Raw genomic sequence first — 20739 nt, 5'->3', positions numbered from 1 at the left:
TTACCATTTAATCTTATTGAAGGTTTATTTTTTAGCAAAATATGCTTCGCAGAAAATCTCTGCATAAGCTTGAGTCATTTCCTCAAAAGTATTGAGTGAATCCAAGACATATTTAGCGTTTCCAGCTAACTGATGCCGCAATGATTTATCCTCCAATAAACGGAGCAAAGCTGCAACTAATTCGTCCGGGCGATCGGGCGTGTAAAACAAACCATTAATTCCCGGCCGCACTTGTTCTTTAATCCCAAAAACTGGCGATGTAATAATTGGCAAATCGCAAGCCATCGCCTCCAAAATCACTCGGGGAAAACTTTCTACGCGAGAAGTGCAGACAAAAATATCCGCCGCTTTGTAATACTTTCCCGTCTCCCCAGTTTCCGGAACTACTGTCACCCTTTGCCGCAAATCTTCCGGCAATTGGGCCACCAAATCGGCTAGTTTATTGCTGTAAATACTGGGGCGATCGCCCACAATAAAACACGTAATTTTATTGTGCCATTTGTCAGGCAAAAGAGAAAGTGCCTTAACTAAATCCTGCTGACCTTTGCGTTCGCATACCGTTCCCAGCAGCAAAATTACCACATCTTCCGCTTGAACTCCGAGACGGTTTCTAGCCAATTCAGAATTCTCGGAATTTTCCAGTTTGCTCAAATCTAAGCCGTTGTGAATCACGGTAAAATTATGGTGGCTGTTGAGGGGCAAATACCTGTCGCGCGTTGCATCCGCCACAAAAATCACTTTGTAAGGAAAGCGAAAACACTCTAAAGCTCTCGCCGCAATCTCCGAACCAAACCTGTTAAAATAAGTTGGCCAAGGTTCGCTTTCGTGCACGTTCCACACCGCCGGAATTCCGATTTGGTGGGCCGCATCAACTACAAAAAAGTTTTCTAAAGTATTGGCATAAATTGCATCAACTTTTAAAGTTTCAATTTCCTTACTAAAATTGCGGATAGCTTCATCGTAAGCATCGCGCTGGTAGATGTGTTCGAGGGGATTGTCGCGCACAATTACTTCAATTCCCTGTTGTTCGTAAGCTTGGCGCAGGGGCCCGTCTGTGGTGCAAAGTACGATCGGCAAAATCGCACCCTCAGCCGCCAATTTCACCGCAATTTCGTACTGATGCAGCGGCGCGCCCGTAAAATCCAGCGAATTGCTGCACATCAAAACCTTGATAGGATGAAGAGAACTATTTACTACTGACAACAAACCAGAATCAGCCAATTTTAACTCTTCCTTATCCCTTCTATCCGTTACATCCGTTACATCCGCTACATCCGCTACAAAATCCGTTGCCGAACTGCCCCCTCCCTTCATAAAAACCCGTCGAGGTTGAATATGAAAATACTCATCTTCTAAAGACAAATGAGGACTGTAAAAACTGTCATTTTTCCCCGCATACTTGCGCCTAAAAGCCGCCACTTCTTGAGGATTGTCGGTAAAACCCCGAGAAGTTCCTTCTTTGTGCAACAATTCCGCATCAGGACAATATACGCACCGATAACCCCGTTCTAACAATCGATATCCGTAATCAACATCATTGTAAGCAACAGCAAAATTATCCTCATCAAAACCGCCCAATTCTAAGAACAATTGACGCGGAGTAATCGTGCAAGCGGCTGTCACCGCTGAATAATTTCGCGTTACCATCGCTTGAGAAAGATAGCCTCGATTATCCTTGTGCATCAGCTTAAAAGCGTGACCCGCCAAACCGTGATGGAGGCCGTGAATTACCCCCGCGTGCTGAATTCTGCCGTCGGGATATAACAGCCGCGCGCCGACTGCACCCACAGCAGGAATTTGAGCGTATCCCACCATTTGACTCAGCCAGCGCGGGTTAATTACTTCTGTATCGTTGTTCAAAAACAAGACATATTCGCTCTCAACTTGTTCCGCAGCGCGGTTGTTAATAGCCGCAAAGCTAAACTTGCCACCAGGATTTTTTATCCGCAGAACTTTGCAAGTTAATTGCTTTAAATATTCCAGTGTTTTCGGATCGTCGCTTTCGTTGTCGATGACGGCAACTTGATAATTTTTGTAGGTTGTACTTTCCAGAGAATCCAGACAGGCTTTCAGCAATGTGAGCTGATTTTTAGTAGGAATAATTACCGTTACTGACGGGCCGCTATCTGGGAAATCCTGGGCAAATATGCCCAAATTTTCTTTAATCGCCCAGGCGTGCTGAGCGACATTGCCGTTAATTTTTCGGCGGTTGAGTGCGTCTTGAATTGCTTTTTGACCTGCGGCAAAACTGGCGGGTTTCGCTGCCCCAGATACGGCTGTAGAACCGGGTGCAGTTCGCCAGTGATACAGCACTAGCGGCAGGTGCGCGACGCGGCGAGAAATTTCGGTTGCTCTCAAGGCAAAATCGTAATCTTGCGAGCCTTCAAAACCGAGCCGCAAACCGCCTATTTCTTCAAAAATATGTTTTCTGACGGCGCACAAATGACCGAGATACATATAGGAAAGCAGCAGTTCGGGCGACCATTGCGGTTTGAATTGGGGCGCGAACCGGTGGCCTTTGGTGTCGATTTTGTCGTCGTCTGAGTAGAGAAAATCGGTGGTTGGATGCGTGGCAAAATATAGCGCGACTTCGCCTAAAGCGTCGGGAGTTAGTTCGTCGTCGTTGTCTAAAAATAGGATGATGTCGCCTGTGGCGAGGGCGGCGGCGCTGTTGGTTGCTGCGCTGATGTTGCCGTTTTCTGTGCGAAATGTGATGCGGATGCGATCGTCCTTTTCGGCCCATTTTTTCAAAGTTTCAGCAACCGCGGAATCGGTGCTGCAATCGTCGGCGATGCAGAGTTCCCAGTTAGCATAGACTTGAGCCATTACGCTGTCGATCGCACTTTCGAGAAAATCTATCTGCGGATTGTAAACTGGCATTACCACCGAAATTTTTGGCAGCGCTTCCCGGCAAGATTTTAACCGAGAAATCAAGTAATCGCGCGATCGCACATTCCACTGATTCACCTCCAACCAAGCATCATACCTATCAATCGGTTTAGGAACCACAAAACCCGCAGGCGGCAGCAAATCACCCGGCGCAGTAAACTGTTTTTGCTGCCGGTAAATCTTCCCCAACTGGCGAATCACCCTCACAACTTCCCAAGGCATCGGCACAATTCTGCCCAGACGCTGTTTTCTCTCCCTCGCCCGCTGCCGGATTGCCTCTACAAAACTCGAAAACTCCTCAAATTTATCAGCACTTCGCTGCCAAATATGGTAGCGCCGCACGGTCAATATTTGCGGCGCTTGAAAATACAAAATTTCCCCGGTATCTAACTCAGCTTTCAGCGAAACGTGCCATTCCCCCGGAGGCAAATCGACAAGGGCTTCAAAGCCGCTTTCCGAACTGTTAACCCAGTCGGGAAACACTTCGCCGACATCTTTTCGGCGCAAACCGTAGGCGCATTCTACAGAAGTATCCCCGCACAACAAGCTTAATTTAGCAATTTTGCGATCGTGGTGACAGCACCAACCTGCAAACAAAACTTGACCCTGACGCTGTTCCCACACCACCGGTACATCTAACGATGCTTGAATCGTTGAAACCAACAGCGGATAAGCTGCTAAAAGATGCCATTTACCGCCCTCATCTTGCGCTTCCAGCAGCACTTTGTGCCGTCCAGCCGGCGCTTGCAATTCAATTGTAAAACCACATTTATTGGCAGCCGAAATATTAGAATGGGCGGCGGCTATATCGCTTCTTTCGATGCCGTAAACGCCGACGAAAGTCTTGTCTTCTATTCGGGCGCGGACTGCTTTAATCTCGGTTTTTGTGTTAAACACCCAGCCCACAATTGGCAGGTTGGAATCGCTAACTTGCCAAGTAGTGGGTCGGTCTAACGAAAAAACAAATTTCGGGAACAAGTCGCGGATTCGGTGCTGAAATTCCCACCATTTTTCTCTCACTTGCCACCAGTCCGAAGACTTGATAGCAGCAATTTCTGCTCGAACTCTTTCTGTTTCCTGGAGCGATTTTTCTAAGTCTTCCCGACTTTGATTTAATTTTTCCCGAGTTTGAGTTTGTACTGTTTCCAACCACAATAACTCAGCTAGTTTTTGATCCAATTTGAATTCTTTTTCTTCGTATTTTACCTGACTCTTCCCTAATTCTGCTTCTAATTCCAATACTTTCGCTAAAGCTGTTTGAAATTGCGCTTCTTTGCCAGCAAGCTGTACCTGAGTTTGTCCTAATTCTGTTTCTAATCCGAGCAGTTTCGCTAAAGCTTCTTGAAAATGCGTTTCTTTGCCAGCAAGCTGTACTTGAGTTTGCCCTAATTCTGCTTCTAATTCCAATACTTTTGTTAAAGCTTCTTGAAATTGCGACTCTTTGCCGTCAAGCTGTACCTGAGTTTGTCCTAATTCGGTTTCTAATTCTAGCAGTTTTACTAAAGCTTCTTGAAAATTCGATTCTTTCCCTGCCAGTTGTACTTGAGTTTCTCCTAATTCTGTTTCCAATCCCAACACTTTCGCCTGGGCTTGGTGAAATTCTTCTTGCCACTGTTTGACTTCGGCATTGCTGTTTTTTTGCTGTTTTTCCAGCAAGCGGATTTTTAGCCAATCTTCAAAAGGGCCGACAGAAGATACTGGAAAGTGAAGAATTTTGTCGCTGGCTAACTTGGATTCGCTGCTGAGATTGCCCGCTTGGGTTTCCAAAACTTGATATAGTTCTAATGCTTCGGGAAAATATTGTTCTATTAAACTCGGTCTGTGACTTTTGACAATATCGTTGACTAATAAAGATTCTTCAAAATTATCGGCTGGTATCGCACCTAAATTAACATTAAATTTGTCGTTGACTCGATCGATAAACAGTTCGGGAGTGTTGCCGATCGGGTAAACGTTGGCCAGCAGACAGCGATCGGGAAAATTTTCGGACAATTCTAAGACTTTTTGGTTGTAGTGCAGCCACATTTTTACTGCCATTTCGGGATTTTGCAGCAAGCTGGCATCGGTTCCCCGGCGGTACAGGGAATCGACGACTTCCCAGGGCGATCGATAAACGCAGATGAAATTGGCTTCGGGGAGCAAATTCAGCCAAAAATCCCAAAACAAAGCGGTTCGCGGGTCTTTCCAGCCCCAATGCTTGTGAGGAAGTTGGTTTTGGGCGATCGCCCGTTTGGCAATTTCCACATATTCCGCTGCTACCGGAATCGTTTTTTCTAACGTACAGCCGAGTTCATCTATGCCGTGCGATCGTAAAACACTTTTATGAAACTCCACAAAATCAACATTCTCGAAATGACCTTTGACATTTCCAACCGCCGGGCCCACCAACTTTTTGCCAATATCAACCCCGACTTTCTGAAACAAAGAAGCCGTTAAAGACGTACCGGAACGGTGCATTCCTGTAACAATAAAAACCGACGGTTTGCTGTCATTTATACTCACAATTTCTCTCCCTCGCCCTAATTCCCACACCATTTTTACTCGCTACACTCTTTACCCCAAAATGCAACTTTAGGTAATATGCCAACACTTAGTCCATCATCTCTCCCCAATCTAAAATCTAAAACTTGTTCGCTCGCCCCCGTCGAAAAATCTAAAATCTCAAATTGTCTTGTCTTATTCTCCCGCTAAGCCGAGCGATCGCCTGACTTGAAACCACACGCTTCTCAGCTTCCAGAACTTGCTGCTTTCCATTGCCACAACTCGACATTGCGATTGCTCTAATTTTTCCTTCACATTGATTAGCATATTTTCAGTTTTCTCCAACTGCATTTGCACCGATACTAACTGATTTTGAGTTTGCTCCAACTGCGTTTGAGCTGAAATTAATTGAGTTTGAGTTTCTTGCAACTTCGTTTGAGATTCTTCTAACTTCGTTTCTGTAATCATTAACTTACTTTGACTTTGCTCCCCTTCTATTTTAGCCGCAGCTAATTGAGTCTCGATCAATTTAAGTTTGGTCTGAGTAGACCCCAACAAAGACTGCGATTGCCTTTGGTTCAGCAGCGATTGCACGGTGCAAGTTTCCAGAATCCATTCCCCACCGTAGTTATTGATTGCTTTGACTGTTAACACATCCTGCGGCGCCACAGTGTTTTTCGGCAAATAACAATTCCAACCCGACTGCAAAGCCGCATCAGTTTCAAAATATCCGGCCACATCCGGGCGATTGTAAAAAGGCTCGCACCTCTGCACAATCTGGTTGTTTACCAGCACTTGCACCTCCTCAATTATACCGCCAAGATTCACATCAGCCGCCCATCCTTCCAGATACAAATTCTCCTTATTCGTAAAAGCAGCAACATCAATATATCCTTCCGGGTGGTGATTGAATTTCAACTCCGAAAAATCTCTAACCAGCTCATTTGTGACAACATACAAATCCTGAAACCTGCATATGCCTTTTTCGATGCGGTGAACAAAAGCTTTGCCTGCGCTAACTTTATCGACAATTTCTCTCACAAACTTTTCACTTACATAAGTTGTGCCGTATTCCTCCTTATCTAAAGACTGACTTTCGCTTTGGGGACTAAACAAAATACCGCGCTCAGGCATTTGGGCCCCAACAGCACGCAAACACTCATCGTGAACGCTGAACATCAAAATGCCGTTAGGAGTCAACAAATCATACAAATTTTGCAGCCAACTCGTAAAAGTTCTTTCCGGCATATGGCTGAAAAAAGAATTAGCCAGAATGCAGTCAAACTTGCGGTCAATTAAATAATTTTCTGGTTTTCCAGTCGAGACAATACCCCTGACGCCCAAGTATTCAGTTTGAAACTTGACCGCGTTAGCATAAATATCAGAAACCCAAATTTGTTCCGGTGGCATTTCCTGAATCAAAAACCGCGTAAATCTACCGTAACCGCAGGCAAAATCCAGAAAAGAGGGTACGTTTTCAAAACTGCCAAAATGCCAATCCACAACCTGTTTAACCGTATCCAGGATGCGGCGCCCGAGCGAATAATAGCGCACCAAAGCCCGATCGCGATCGTCCTTGACATTGCTCAAAGCAAACAAATACATTTCATCGTCTTCGCAGATATTCAGTTTAAAATCTTCAGGAAACTTAGCTTGCTCTCGAATAAACGCTTTGATTACCGGATTTTCGACTAAATCTAAATTTATCTCGCTCATTGTTCTCACAGAATTTTAGATAACTTCGGTAGACTGCTCTTGCACCAGAGAATCTGAATTAACAACAGTTAAACACGGTTCGATCAGCAAGTCAACGATGCCGTTACCGCAGGACTCAGTACAAGACTGAACTCTAAACATCGCCACATCAACGCAGCGATCCAGATAAGTTAAATCCCCATCTACCGTTCCCACAACCCCCGCATTCAAAAAATAAACCCCCGGATTCAGCAAACATTTAAACTGAAACTTCACGACAATTGTCGTTCCCGCTTCCACATACCTAACTGACTGAGTAGAAGCCTTCAAAGAAGCACCCGCCAACTCAAAACCGCTAATCGTTTTAATCAACATTCCAAACCTAACTTTGGAAGTTGACCGCGAGAAAGTGACAGAGTAAGTGTAAATATAATCTTGACGACCGATCAAGTGATTTACCACATTTCCCTTCCGCGTCTCGATGCGGGGGTTGATAATTTCCGCTCCGCGAGACGGATACCTCACCGTATTCGACGGTATCATCCCCGGATCGTAAAATTCATCATAATGTTCCCTGGGTTTGGAGAGATGTTGGTCCGGTTTAACTTCCCTCTTTGTGCTTTCTAAACTAGCATCCTGAAGGTTGGCTTGGCTTTCCTGTTTTGTCAGTAGGTTCAGAGTGCGAATATCTGACTTCAACCCTAGAACCTGATCCGGATCGGCATAAATCAACTTTTGATACTTAGAAATTACCACCTTCGGCGTGTGAGCGAGCAGTAATTCTCCGCTATCCATTAAAATCGCCGACGTACAAAGTTGCACCACAGAAGTAGCAGCGTGAGAAACAAATAAAATCGTTCCGCCACCTTCCTGAATGCTTTGCAAGCGCGCAAAACACTTGCGCTGAAAAGCTTCGTCACCCACAGAAAGCGCCTCGTCAACCACCAAAATATCCGGCTCGACGCTAGTCGCAACGGCAAAAGCTAGCCTGACAAACATACCGCTAGAATAAGTCTTGACTGGCTGTTCGATGAAATCCCCAATATCAGCAAAAGCAGCTATATCGTCAAACTTTTCTTCAGTTTCTTTTTGATTGAATCCCAGTAACTGAGCGTTAAAAAACACATTTTGCCGCCCGGTAAATTCTGGGTTAAACCCGCTTCCCAGTTCCAACAAAGCGGAAACTCGCCCTTTAACATCCACGCTTCCTGCGGTAGGTGTCAGCGTCCCCACGATTATTTGCAAAAGAGTGCTTTTTCCGGAACCGTTGCGACCGACGATTCCCAGAGTTTCTCCTTGAGGAATTTCCAGATTGATATCGTGCAGGGCCCAAAATTCGTCAGCAAGTTTTTTGCTCGGGTAAATAATTTCCTTTAAGCGGTCTCCTGGACGATCGTACCGCTTAAAGCATTTGGAAACATTTTTTAGTGAAATTACATTTTCTGTCATCCGATTTGAGATTTGAGATTTGAGATTTTAGATTGATATTATGTCCGCTCTCACTAAAAATAGGTTGGTAGTGAGGAATGCAAGTCCTCAGATTTTTATGAGGACTTGCATTCCGAACGATCAAACCTTTATTGGGATTTTAGATTAAAGAATTGACGAGCGATCTCAAATAAGTTTACAGCACGTCAGCAAAAGCGGGACGCAAACGCCGGTAAACCGCAAAACCTGCACAAAATATAGCAGCAGAAATCAGCGTGGCGACACCCCATTCGCCCCAGTGCTTGACTTCTCCAAGCAGTATCAGGTCTCGGTAAACCTCCGAGATGGCGGCCATTGGATTCAGCCAAAATATCCACGCTCGCCACTCTTCGGGGATGATTGATGCCGGATAGACGATCGGCGTCAAATAAAACCAAAAATTTAGAATAACACCTAATGTCTGAGGAATGTCTCGCAAAAATACCGTCAAGCCCGCTGTCAAATATCCCAAACCCGCTGCGATCAGCAATTGAGGCATCCACACCAGCGGCAGCAAGCATAAAGTAGCGTTGAGCTTTTGCGTGGACACTGCTACTATGACAATCAAAGCTGCTAAACCCAGAGAACTTTCAATAAAAGCTGTAAAAATCGGCACTAGCGGCAGCAAACCGAGGGGAAATACCACTTTTTTCACTAAATTTGGCTGCCCCACCACCGATACTCCCGACTTGATCAAACCGCTTGTGAAGGCACTCCAAGGCAGCAAACCTGCAAACAGCCAGACTCCAAAGGTAATGTCGCTGTTTTCCGGGAAGCCTGCAAGTTTGAGCTTTACCTTGAGGACGATCGAGAATACATAAGTGTAAATCACCAATTGCGATAGCTGATTCAGCAGCGGCCACAAATTGCCCAGAATCGAGCCTTTGTATTGAGCTTCCAAGTCCCGGCGCACCAATGTAGCCAGCAGATTCAGCTTCGTCCACCGCTGGCTACTTGCGGGCAGCCTGCCGCCCGCAGTTCGGGCCTTTTGGGCAACTCCTTTCACCGTTCTGTGCAATTTTTTCGCCCTCGTTCACTAACCTTCACACCTAAATCAACTCAAGCTACAATCGTGCAGCTTTTGCTAAACCGCAATTATTCCACAGCCCCGTCGTTTTGATCAAGCATCTGCCACCCCGGCCTCGGCTTCTTCCTTCTTCCTTGGGAGGTTATTTTAGATCGCCCCGCGCACTGCCGAACCGATCGCCAGTTTTTGCTCGTCGTCGTAGCCCCACCGCTCAAAAAATTCCTCGTACTCGCCGCCGGCATTCTGCAAACTTGCTAGCATTTGCGACGCTACAGTTTGGCAGGCCGGCAGTTGCAGGATTTGAATTAAATTGCGCGATCGATCGCGCACTCTAGCAGAACCCGCCGCCCTTTCCTCGCTTTGATGGCGCGAATGATGCACGACCATTGCCGCCGACATCGCCAAATTTTTCACCAGCAGTTCTGCTACGATCTCAGGAGCCTCGCGCAGCGCCTCGATCGCTCCGGGTGACGGCCTGTCTGCCACCTGTCCCTCGTCCGTCAGATAGGTGACAAAAAACCCCCGAGCACCGTTCTGTGTTTTCACCAGAGAAGCCACTGATTGCTCGATCTCGGCCTGTGAAAGTCGATCGGCCTCAATTTGGGCCAGTAAAGATTGAGTCAGCTCGATCGCCCCCTCAAAAGTTATGCTTTCCGACGCTAATAAAGAAGATGCAATACTCATCGCGAGCTCAATAATTGTAAAGATTCCGCTAATAATTGTAAACAATTCCCGCTGCCCGATCGCAAATAAATATGGCAATTATCTCCTCCAAACAACAGCCCCCCGACCCTAATCTACCCGAAGACATAGCCCCGGCCCCCCGCAAAAAAGCCGCCAAACCCCAGGCAGAATCTCTGCTAGAATCGCAAGAACTACCCGACGAAATCAACAACAAACAAGACGACAAAATCCGGCCAGGGCGGTTAGCTGAATACATCGGGCAAAAAGACTTGAGAGAAGTTTTGGCGATCGCAATTGCAGCAGCCAAATCCCGCAGCGAACCGATGGATCACCTGTTACTGTACGGCCCGCCTGGGTTGGGAAAAACCACAATGTCGCTAATTCTAGCAGCAGAAATGGAAGTAGAATGCAAAATCACCACAGCCCCCGCCCTAGAAAAACCCCGAGATATTGTTGGATTGCTGGTGAGCCTCAAAGCAGGCGACGTGCTGTTTATCGATGAAATTCACCGCTTATCTAAAGTTACAGAAGAAATCCTCTATCCGGCGATGGAAGACTGCCGGTTAGATATTACGATCGGTCAAGGAAAAAGCGCCAAAATCCGCAGCATTCCCCTGAAACCCTTTACCTTAGTAGGCGCAACCACCAAAGTTGGGTCGCTGACATCTCCATTGCGCGATCGCTTCGGCTTGATCCAAAGATTGCGGTACTACGAAATAGACGAACTCAGTTTAATTGTCCAAAGAAGCGCCCAAGTTCTAGACACTCAAATCACCCCAGAAGGAGCCGAAGAAATTGCCCGCCGAGCTCGCGGAACACCCCGCATTGCTAACCGTTTGCTGCGCCGAGTTAGAGACTACAGCGAAGTCAAAAAATTAAAACCAATCAATGCCGAAGTCGCATCCGTCGCCCTCGAATTGTTCAACGTCGATCCGCTCGGTTTGGATTGGACAGATCGGTCTCTTTTGACAGCAATGATCGAAAACTTTAACGGCGGCCCGGTGGGTTTAGAAACTCTCGCAGCTTCCACCGGAGAAGACGCGCAAACAATTGAGGACGTGTACGAACCGTACTTAATGCAAATCGGATTTTTGCAGCGGACAAGTCGGGGCAGAATTGCCACAGCGGCTGCTTGGAAACACTTAGGTTTTGTCTCGCCTAAATTATTGTAGGGTGTGTCATCCGTTCCATTAAACCTACCCATAGCCACCCAAATCCCGACTTAGCTGGACATGGGTGATAGGAGTGTTAACTTCCTGTTTCGTCGTAGCGATAGCATGACTGCCATCGGGTTTGTCTACTCCACAGGCTGATGCGGTGGAACTCACCGCCTGATGCTCCGAACGTTCTGGTACAAAAATACCTTCAAACCAACGTTCTATGTTGTTCGCGGCATTCAAGTCACGGTCTTGAACATTTCCACAGTTAGGACATTCAAAGACTCGGACTTTCAATGGCATCTTGTGCCGATGATTGCAGCAACTTGAACAGATTTGACTGCTGGGGAAGAATCCATCTACAAGTGTCAATTTCGAGTTAAACTTTTGGGTTTTATACTCAAGTTGACGTTTGAACTCGTACATTCCGCAATCGGCAATTGCACCAGCTAGCTTGTGATTCTTCAAAAATGCCTTGACCTTCAAGTCTTCAATCTTGACCTCGCTGTGGTTTTTAGCGAGGTAAGTTGTCAGCTTGTGAATAGCATCTTTACGAATATTTGACACTTTTAGGTGTAATTTTGCAAGTTGAGCGACTGCCGAATGGCGGTTGTTGGAGCCTTTGACTCGCTTGCTGACACGCCGTTGTAGGCGTTTCATCTTACGGCTCATCCGACGATAGGCTTTGGGATTAGCAAAGACTTGACCGTTAGAACAAACTGCCAATTCTTTGATACCGATATCGACACCAACAGTCGGACGGTCAGGTGGAGTTACGGGCTGCTCAATTTCGTACTTAAAAGCAATGAACCATCTGTCGGCTTTTCGACTAATTACACAGTTGTGAAATGCCGTAATCGGCAATGGCTCGTGCAACCTAACCCAGCCAATCTTCGGTAACTTGACACGCTTGCCATCGTTATTAATTCCTGGTTTTGCTTTGGTTCCTTGTTCTAGGTAGAAAGAGTCACCTGAGGCACCTTTTTTCTTGAACCTAGGCTGTTTGGATACCTTCTTAAAGCATCTATCCCAAGCTGTCCTCAGTTCAGCTAGAGCCTGCTGTGGGCTTGCCTTGGAAGACTCATAATACCAGGGATACTCTTGTTTGACTTGGGCCACTAAGCGTTTGTGAAGATCGATTGCAGAAGGAATCTTTACACTTTTATCGGTCTCCCTGATTTTCAAGGTTTCAAGGATAATCGAGTTGGCCCAGTTGTAAGCGTGCCTTGCTACCCCGCAATGTTGGCGGAATCTAGTTACCTGCTTATTATTAGGTTTTAGTTCCGTCTTGAAACTGAGCAACATTTGCTTTTACCTCATTTTTGCCTTACTCTTATTATATGCGTAATTAATGCGGAACAACAATATGCCTAGAAAAAAGATTTACAGCGAGCCTAAGCGTAAGGTCAACCTAAGTCTGACTGAGACTGCTACTAAGTGGTTAGAGGAAAAACAAGCTGAACTTACCGCAAGCAGTCTTAGTGACGTTATCGAGAGACTCGCTAGAGAGTTACCCAAAAAGTCGATTAATCGGTAACTCTGTCCAGGAATTACGTTACAGTTTCAAACCCCAGAAACCCGGTTTCTTCCTAGATATCTCGCCACCCAACACAGGTTGTTTAAGAAACCGGGTTTCTTAGCCTATAATTTTTTACGCTTATTTTGATTAAAACTATTGTGCGGTGGGCCGGAGAGCCTGCCAAGAAGGTTGCTATAAATGCCATAACAGCTTACAATACAATCATCAACTATCTGAAACCAGCCGCAACTCCCGCAACATATTTTCTCGATCGCGCGCAATTTTTATAGCAGTTTCCCAAGTAAAAGTAAAAGATTGAAAAGAATCAGAATCAATCCGATCTTCATCCAAATCGACAATTACTTGCTTAAAAATATCAAATAACTCTTCTTGCAACAAATCGATTTCATCAAAACTTCCGGCTTGGCGGATTCTTTGAATCAAATTTAGAATAATCAAATTAAACTTGTCAGCTCGATTTTTTTGTTTCTGCAAAAAGCGCGCTCGCAACTGCCAAAGCCAAGAAACAAAAAGAGTAACAAACGAAAAAGACAAACCGATAACATCGGAATTTGCTGCAAAAAAATCCGGCTTTTCGCGATCGTAATAAGCCTGAGCGCCCTCATGTATTGGTGGAGCAAAACTACCGCTTCCGGACGGCTCACTAATCATGGTCGCCAAACGATTAGCAGCCACCAAATTGCGGCGGCGCTCGAACAAAATCCGCGTAATTTCCTTAACTATTACCGGATCGACCTCCTCACGAACCAACAGAGTAGCCTCCACCCCAACGGTAGGCAAATCCGTATCTGGTATTGCTGGAGCGGCCTTGTAAGTACCCTTAGGAATCAAGTTAGCTTCGAGATAAGGCAACTTAATTTTCATCGCCGCCCCTTGGTCGATGGGCACCAACTTTGCCCGCGTATTTTGCAGCAAATAGCTAACCAAATCGCTCCCCGGAGGTAGCGCTAGAAAAATAGCATCAGCCTCGCCGCTAGCAAACAACTTAGTAGCCTCATTCCAAGAGCCAGGAGTAGACTTAAAATCGCTTGGTTTCAAACCGTAATGTTGGCTGACCAACCAAAAAGAACTGTAAGAACCGCTGCCTTGAGCCCTCAGCGCAATATGTTTTCCTTTTAAATCAGAAACGCTTTCAATTCCCGACTGTTCCGAAACAATTAAATGAAAAACTTCCTTAAACAAAGAAGCAATTACCCGCGCTTGGGGCACTGCAGCCGTATCGTTATGGACAATAGCTAACTGAGCCTCATTTGCCTGAAGCCGGCGCATATTTTCGTCAGAGCCTTCAGTCTCAACAACTTTAATCCGCAGGTGCGGATTAAAGTTGTTGAATAACTACCTCAGCAATTGCTTGTCCGAAAGGATAATAATTGCCTGTCTTGTTTCCCGTCACTAGGGTTAATTCATGGACTCGCTGCTGGTCTTGGTACAGATTCCACCCAAAAGCTCCAATCAAGACAACACTTAATAGAGCAATGGGAAACAGAAATTTATTTTGCATTAAGGTTGAGACTCCATAGAACGTGGCAAAATCAAAAGTATTCTAGATCAAAATGAAAATTGGACTCGGGAAATTCGACGCACCCGATAGTGGAGGAGCCAATGCCCTCTTTGGCCGATGCCCTCTTTGGCCGATGCCCAATTCCCAATTCCCAATTCCCAATTCCCAATTCCCAATTCCCAATTCCCCATCTTCCATGTTAATATCCCTCAGAATAGAAAACTTTGCTCTAATTGACTGCCTGGATCTAGAATTCGGCCCGAGTTTGAACGTATTTACAGGGGAAACCGGCGCCGGCAAATCGATTATCCTAGATGCGATCGATGCAGTTTTGGGCGGGAAAGTCGATCGCCGATCGATTCGTACCGGAGCAGCGCGGGCAATATTGGAAGCTACCTTTGAATTGGACTCATCCTCCGCCAAGTGGCTCTTCGAGCAAGAAATCGAACCCATAGACGGAAATTTAGCAGTTTGCAGCCGGGAAATTAACGTATCTAGCGGTGCTCTGCGCAGCCGATCGCGTTTGAACGGAATTCTCGTCAACCGCCAGTTAATGGAGCAACTGCGCGATCTGCTGGTGGAAATTACCGCCCAAGGCCAAACCGTCCACCTCGGACAACAAACCCTCCAGCGAGAATGGCTCGATTTATACGGCGGCAAACAACTCGCCGAAGCTCGATCGACAATCACCACCGCGTGGCTGGGAGCTTCCACCGCCAAAACAGCCCTCAAACGCAGGCGGCAGTCAGAACAGCAGCGGCTGCAAAGACTCGATTTATTACAATACCAAGTCCGAGAGCTCAGCGAAGCCCACATCGAAGACGGCGGCGAACTCGAACAGCTAGAACAAGAATCAATCCGGCTCACCCACGTCGTCGAATTGCAGCAGCAAAGTTACAAAGTTCATCAAGCTCTTTACCAAAACGACGGCGACGATCCATCCGCCGCCGACTTGTTGAGCCAAGCCGAGGGAATTTTAAGCGACATGGCCGTTTACGATGGAAAGTTGCAGCCAATCCTCGAAATGGTCAGCGACGCCTTAGCTCAAGCCACAGAAGCCAGCAGGCAAATTAGCAGCTACGGCGAACAATTAGAAGCAGATCCCGAAAGACTCGAATTCGTAGAAGATCGGATTCGCGAACTCAAACAAATTTGCCGCAAATACGGGCCGCTCTCTGAAGCGATCGCCTACTATCAAAGCATCCAAAACGAACTAAACGAACTTTTAGAAGGAGGCGAGTCAATGGAAGCCTTAGAACTCGCATATCAGACCGCTTTAGAGCAATTAAAAGACGCTTGCAGCCACCTCACCACCCTGCGGCGCTCCGCAGCCCTCAAACTCGAAACCCACCTAGTAGCAGAACTCAAGCCGCTAGCAATGGAAAAAGTGCAGTTTCAAGTTGAGATCTCGCCTTGCACCCCAACGGCCACCGGTGCCGACCAAATCGCCTTTTGTTTCAGCCCCAACCCGGGGGAACCGCTGCAACCTTTGGGGGCGATCGCCTCCGGCGGAGAAATGAGCCGCTTTTTGCTCGCCATCAAAGCCTGTTTTTCCCAAATCGAAAGCGCCGGAACCCTAATTTTTGACGAAATCGACGCCGGAGTCTCCGGGAGAGTCGCCGGCGCGATCGCCAAAAAGCTCTATCAACTCTCCGACAAACACCAAGTTCTCTGCGTCACCCACCAGCCGCTGATCGCCGCCATGGCTGATTGTCATTTTCGCGTCAACAAACAGACGATCGAAGCTGAAGCAACGATCGGCCCACCCGCAGCCAACTCCGAACGCGAACGCACAGTAGTTAGAGTTGCCGCCCTCAACAGCGAACAGCGGCGCGAAGAACTCGCCCAACTCGCCAGCGGCCGATCGGCCCATGAGGCGATCGCCTTCGCCGAATCCCTGCTTGTCGAAGCCGCCCGATTGCGCCAAACTCAGTCCGCCAAACCCTGAGAGTACGATAATTGCTCGCGAATCGCCAGTCGAAAATAGTTTTTTCGCGTTGCGACTCTCCCTCGAACGGTGTTCTTAAATCTGATTCAGGGTTGAAAGGAAGTTTGAGACTTAAAAAACCCGGTTTCTGCATCCGAGACAAGACAAAAAGCTCCGACGGACAGCGAAAAATGTGCGGTCGCACGGCGTCAAACTCAGTCCATGAAAGCCTTAGCCGACCCTCCAGGCGATCGGGGGGCCGATCGGCCGGAGTTTTTTCCGAACCGGAGGTTACACTGATAAATAGCAATCGCAAACTTTACAAAAAAAAGGTGAAAGCCGCGTGACTTTAGTCCCGGGATGAAAGCTTCTAGCAGCAAAATTGACAGAAATTATAGTTAAAAACCACTATTGTGTAGAGCCGGGCACACATCACTAGGAACTGGTAGTGTCACAATTGCCGCTAGTGCTACAATCCCATCCCTCTTTCAGCAGTCGTTCCTCCTGCCGGCCTTGATGTTCCTGCGGGCGATCGCATCTTCGACAGGCCGAACTTACTTCAACCGGGCGCGCACAATGTCAAAATCAGTAAATAAACCATTTAAACTGGATTCGCACTCTCAAAAAAAAAGATTCCAGCAATGCCACCGCGGCGATATCGTCCCACCCTCCGTTCACCACCAAGGCCAACTGAATTTCCCTTGCCCTATGCCCGGACTTCTGTAAACTGGGAAATAGTTTCACACATACTTGAGTCTTGTGCGACCTGTGACCCACTCACTAATGAACTTGCCCGTTCTCCTAGCTTAGACTAACCCTTACACTTAAGCTTCTGTAAAGGTCTATGAATTCTCCTGCATCTTCCACCAATTACTCTTCTTACGGCGACGTGATAGATGTCACTGTTGTCGGCAGTGAAAATCATCATCAGGAACCCTACTCTCCCCCTACGCCTCCTCCCCCTCCTCCCCCTGCTCCTGCCCCTGCCAGCAGTGCAATTATCACGCGCCAAGGAAACGTCTCCGGCATTCTCGCCCATCTAAATAAGGAAAGTTCCGTAGCAGCAGTTAAGGAAGTAGAAGAAAAACTTAAGGTTGTCAATCAAACCCTGGGAATGCTCGATAACATCCTCGAGAGCCAGGGATTCGACGCCATCCTTAACGAAATGTTGCAGTCGATTACCCTGAAAACCGGGGAATTGCTAAATGCCGATCGCAGCACGATATTTTTATTAGACGACGAAAAAAATGAACTCTGGGCGATCGTCGCTAAAGACGAAAATGGCAATAACCTAGAACTCAGATTTCCCGCCCATGTGGGCATTGCAGGAGAAGTAGCCACGGAAAAAAAAGTGGTGAACATTCCTTATGATTTTTATAACGACCCCCGCTCGGCTAACGCCAAAAAAGTTGAGGAAACTACAGGATATCGCACTTATACAATGCTGGCGATGCCCCTGCTCAAGGAAGAAACAGGAGAGTTAGTAGCAGTCGTTCAACTGATTAATAAACTCAAGCCCAACCACGAAGATTATCGTACTTTAGAAGCACAGATTGACAAGGCAGGATTTACTCAAGAAGATGAACAAGTTTTTCGAGAATTTGCCCCGTCGATTCGCCTAATTCTAGAGTCTTCTAAATCTTTCTACGCAGCAACTCAAAGACAACGGGCCGCGACAGCGTTGATGAACGCCGTCAACGCTCTGTCTAAGAGCAGTTTAGACTTAGAAGATACCCTAAAAAGCGTGATGGATCAGGCCCAAGGACTGATGAAGGCCGATCGCAGCACCCTGTGGCTGATCGACGAAGATAAAGACGAACTGTGGACGAAAATCCCGATCGCCGGCAACCTTAAAGAACTTCGCATACCCAGAACCGCAGGTTTTGCAGGCATCGTTGTCCAATCCGGGGAACCGCTGCTGATTCCCTTTGACGTATACGATGACCCCCGCGCCGAAACTTCCAAAGAAACAGACAAAAAAACTGGCTACCGTACTTGCAGTATGCTTTGTATGCCAATATTTAACGCCGACCACAAATTGATTGGCGTCACCCAATTAATGAATAAAAAACGACAAGGAGAATTCCCCCCCTACAATCCAGAAAACTGGCCGCAGGCCCCGGAACAGTGGAAAGCGAGTTTCAACCGCAACGACATGGAATTTATGAAGGCGTTTAACATCCAAGCAGGAGTAGCCCTGCAAAACGCCAAACTGTTTGCAGAAGTCAAACAGCAAGAACAAAGACAAAAAGATATGCTGCACGCCCTGACTAACGGCGTGATTTCTACCGATAAAAAAGGCAATATAGTAGCGACAAATCCCAGTGCAAAAAAATTGCTGGGTGTCAGCGATGCCGAATTAGCCGAAGGCCAATCTTTGCGCGAGTTAATTAAGTTAGAAAAAGGCGATTTTGCCAAGTGGTTCGATGCGTCTTTGTCTCCCGAAGACGATAACGATCGCCAGCAGTATTACCCAGATCAAGTTTTGCTCTCCTGTGCAGGAGAATCGCAGAGTATCAATCTCTCGATCAACTCAATGACCGACGCTACCGACCCCAACAAGGTCAACGGCGCGTTAGTCGTCATGGAAGATATTAGCAGCGCCAAGCAAATCAAAAACTTGATGTACCGTTACATGACGCCAGAAGTAGCCGAAGCTCTGTTAGCTTCAGGGGATCATGGATTGGGCGGCAAGCGCAAGGAAGTTTCGGTGCTGTTCTCAGATATTCGCGGCTATACCACACTTACGGAAAAATTGCAAGCAGAAGAAGTGGTGGTGATGCTGAACAAGTATTTTGAAGTGATGGTAGATGTTGTATTCAAGTACGGAGGTACTCTCGACAAATACATCGGCGACGCTCTAATGGCAGTTTTTGGCTCTCCAGCGCCCCTAGACGATGATGCCTGGTGCGCCATGCAAACCGCAGTGGAAATGCGGGAAAAATTGAAAGAATTCAATGTGGCTCGCATAGCTAATGGCGAGTTGCCCATCAGTATCGGCATGGGCATACATTCCGATCAAGTTGTCAGCGGCAACATCGGCTCAAGTAAACGCATGGAATTGACTTCCATCGGGGATGGCGTAAACCTCGCCTCTCGCTTAGAAGGCGCCAGCAAGCAGTACGGCACTGACTTGATCGTCAGTGACAATACCTACACCAAATACCACGATCGAGTCTACGTGCGAGAACTCGACTTTATTACCGTCAAAGGCAAAAGCGAACCCGTAATCGTTTACGAACTCGTCGGCATCCGCGAAGGATACTCGCCCATTGGGAAGTCGCTAACCGAAACGCAGCAACAAGTTGTAGAACATTACAACAAGGCCCGCGAACATTACAAAACACCAGTCACTCAAAGACTCTCCGAGAGTGAGGTGAAAAACATCTTAGATGATGTCGCGCAAATGCCGGAGGCAGAAATTAAGAAACTTTCCTACAATGTCGAGCAACAGTTGGAACACGAACTCAAGAAGCTGTTACATCAACTGAAAAAGCTGTCAGAGTACGACCCGAAAAATCTATCCGAAGCAGACAAACCGATCGCGCTGTTGCAGCCAGAAATCCAACTGCTGAAATTGGAAGGTCTCAAAAACCTCTCGGAAGACGAAGCCAAAATGCTGCTGCAAGCCAAAATCAAGCCGCTATCAGCAGACGAGATTAAAAACTTGCAAGAGGGCGAAGTCAAAAAACTCTTGGAAGCAGACATCTTAGAACCGTCAAATCCCAAAATCAAGAGGCTGAAACCCGCTCAGATCAGGCAGCTATTGCAGGCGAAAATTAAAAGTCGCGCCTCGGAGACAGTTGCAGAAATGTTAGAGGAGGAATTTGAAAATCTGGGACTCGATCGCGTCAAAAAACTGCTCAGCGAGTTTAAGAAAGCCTTAGAACCAAAAGCCAAGCAAGCTTTTAGAGACGCCGAACGCGAATTTAACGCAGTTCTGGAAGTAGACCCCAAAAACAAGGCAGCTAAATTGCACGTCGATCGCTGTAAGTTATTTCAGCACCGCCCTTCAGACGTACTAAACTGGGACGGCGTGTGGAATCTCACAGAAAAATAGCAGCGGCGACAACCGGGGGCCCGCACCGGTGCGCTCGCGCTCGGGGGTGCGGCTCCCCGGACACCAATTAACCTTAATATCCTGTTGGGGCAATTTTAAATCAGCTCCAACAGGTATGATTGTTAGATAACTGGACTTGGACTCACTGGTCTCGCGATCGCCAGATAACCGCGTTTCGCTGGGAAGGCGACAACAAACAAAGCACTTCTACCTTCAGAAGAGCTGAAAAAATAGTTAGGACTTGCGCCAGCATTACCCAGTTTCTGAGAAAAATATTGGGCCTCGGCGACGCCACATCCGCTCAAAAACCG

11 protein-coding genes are annotated in these 20739 nt (G+C 47.0%); 3 read left to right on the top strand and 8 right to left on the bottom strand.

Annotated elements, in window-relative coordinates; genetic code table 11:
- Nucleotides 1-24: 24 nt before the first annotated feature.
- The 5 genes from QUB63_RS06665 to QUB63_RS06645 all read right to left on the bottom strand — a co-directional run bounded on the left by QUB63_RS06665 (nucleotide 25) and on the right by QUB63_RS06645 (nucleotide 10321).
- A complete protein-coding gene (locus tag QUB63_RS06665) occupies nucleotides 25-5391 on the bottom strand; it encodes a glycosyltransferase (protein ID WP_332944008.1) in 5367 nt (1788 codons plus the stop codon).
- A 174-nt stretch (nucleotides 5392-5565) separates the two neighbouring features.
- The gene (locus QUB63_RS06660) at nucleotides 5566-7086 is read right to left on the bottom strand and encodes a methyltransferase (RefSeq protein ID WP_332944007.1); all 1521 of its coding nucleotides are present in this window, start codon (nucleotides 7084-7086) and stop codon (nucleotides 5566-5568) included.
- A gap of 15 nt (nucleotides 7087-7101) precedes the next feature.
- The gene (locus QUB63_RS06655; protein ID WP_332944006.1) at nucleotides 7102-8514 is read right to left on the bottom strand and encodes an ABC transporter ATP-binding protein; all 1413 of its coding nucleotides are present in this window, start codon (nucleotides 8512-8514) and stop codon (nucleotides 7102-7104) included.
- A gap of 175 nt (nucleotides 8515-8689) precedes the next feature.
- On the bottom strand, nucleotides 8690-9538 hold the full coding sequence (locus QUB63_RS06650) for an ABC transporter permease (protein ID WP_332944232.1): 849 nt from the start codon (nucleotides 9536-9538) through the stop codon (nucleotides 8690-8692).
- Nucleotides 9539-9706: 168 nt separating this feature from the next.
- Nucleotides 9707-10321: a hypothetical protein gene (locus QUB63_RS06645; protein ID WP_442921772.1), complete on the bottom strand. Its 615-nt coding sequence runs from the start codon at nucleotides 10319-10321 to the stop codon at nucleotides 9707-9709.
- Here QUB63_RS06645 and ruvB point away from each other — a divergent pair.
- Nucleotides 10315-11415: a Holliday junction branch migration DNA helicase RuvB gene (gene ruvB / locus QUB63_RS06640; protein WP_332944005.1), complete on the top strand. Its 1101-nt coding sequence runs from the start codon at nucleotides 10315-10317 to the stop codon at nucleotides 11413-11415. The genes QUB63_RS06645 and ruvB overlap by 7 nt on opposite strands.
- 24 nt (nucleotides 11416-11439) lie before the next feature.
- Here the strand turns inward: ruvB and QUB63_RS06635 are convergent, their stop codons facing one another.
- The 3 genes from QUB63_RS06635 to QUB63_RS06625 form a co-directional block, all read right to left on the bottom strand.
- Nucleotides 11440-12705, bottom strand: a complete 1266-nt coding sequence (locus QUB63_RS06635) for an RNA-guided endonuclease InsQ/TnpB family protein (protein WP_332944004.1) — start codon at nucleotides 12703-12705, stop codon at nucleotides 11440-11442.
- A gap of 439 nt (nucleotides 12706-13144) precedes the next feature.
- A complete protein-coding gene (locus tag QUB63_RS06630; protein ID WP_332944230.1) occupies nucleotides 13145-14245 on the bottom strand; it encodes a TAXI family TRAP transporter solute-binding subunit in 1101 nt (366 codons plus the stop codon).
- Nucleotides 14246-14258: 13 nt separating this feature from the next.
- Nucleotides 14259-14441: a hypothetical protein gene (locus tag QUB63_RS06625; RefSeq protein ID WP_332944003.1), complete on the bottom strand. Its 183-nt coding sequence runs from the start codon at nucleotides 14439-14441 to the stop codon at nucleotides 14259-14261.
- 196 nt (nucleotides 14442-14637) lie between these two features.
- Here QUB63_RS06625 and recN point away from each other — a divergent pair, with 196 nt between their 5' ends.
- Nucleotides 14638-16389, top strand: a complete 1752-nt coding sequence (recN, locus tag QUB63_RS06620; RefSeq protein WP_332944229.1) for a DNA repair protein RecN — start codon at nucleotides 14638-14640, stop codon at nucleotides 16387-16389.
- Between the two features lie 823 nt (nucleotides 16390-17212).
- On the top strand, nucleotides 17213-20428 hold the full coding sequence (locus QUB63_RS06615; RefSeq protein ID WP_332944002.1) for a GAF domain-containing protein: 3216 nt from the start codon (nucleotides 17213-17215) through the stop codon (nucleotides 20426-20428).
- Nucleotides 20429-20739: the final 311 nt, after the last annotated feature.

The organism is Microcoleus sp. ARI1-B5, from assembly GCF_036705795.1.
Classification (GTDB): Bacteria; Cyanobacteriota; Cyanobacteriia; order Cyanobacteriales; family Microcoleaceae; genus Microcoleus.
Note: the sequence above shows the minus strand (reverse complement) of the source record. Positions and strands in the feature narration are given on the sequence as shown.

What these genes read in the sequence shown, in the direction of transcription:
- QUB63_RS06635 (WP_332944004.1), bottom strand. Translation starts at nt 12,705, where the DNA reads ATGTTGCTCAGTTTCAAGACGGAACTAAAACCTAATAATAAGCAGGTA.
- recN (WP_332944229.1), top strand. Translation starts at nt 14,638, where the DNA reads ATGTTAATATCCCTCAGAATAGAAAACTTTGCTCTAATTGACTGCCTG.
- QUB63_RS06660 (WP_332944007.1), bottom strand. Translation starts at nt 7,086, where the DNA reads ATGAGCGAGATAAATTTAGATTTAGTCGAAAATCCGGTAATCAAAGCG.
- QUB63_RS06655 (WP_332944006.1), bottom strand. Translation starts at nt 8,514, where the DNA reads ATGACAGAAAATGTAATTTCACTAAAAAATGTTTCCAAATGCTTTAAG.
- QUB63_RS06615 (WP_332944002.1), top strand. Translation starts at nt 17,213, where the DNA reads ATGAATTCTCCTGCATCTTCCACCAATTACTCTTCTTACGGCGACGTG.
- ruvB (WP_332944005.1), top strand. Translation starts at nt 10,315, where the DNA reads ATGGCAATTATCTCCTCCAAACAACAGCCCCCCGACCCTAATCTACCC.
- QUB63_RS06625 (WP_332944003.1), bottom strand. Translation starts at nt 14,441, where the DNA reads ATGCAAAATAAATTTCTGTTTCCCATTGCTCTATTAAGTGTTGTCTTG.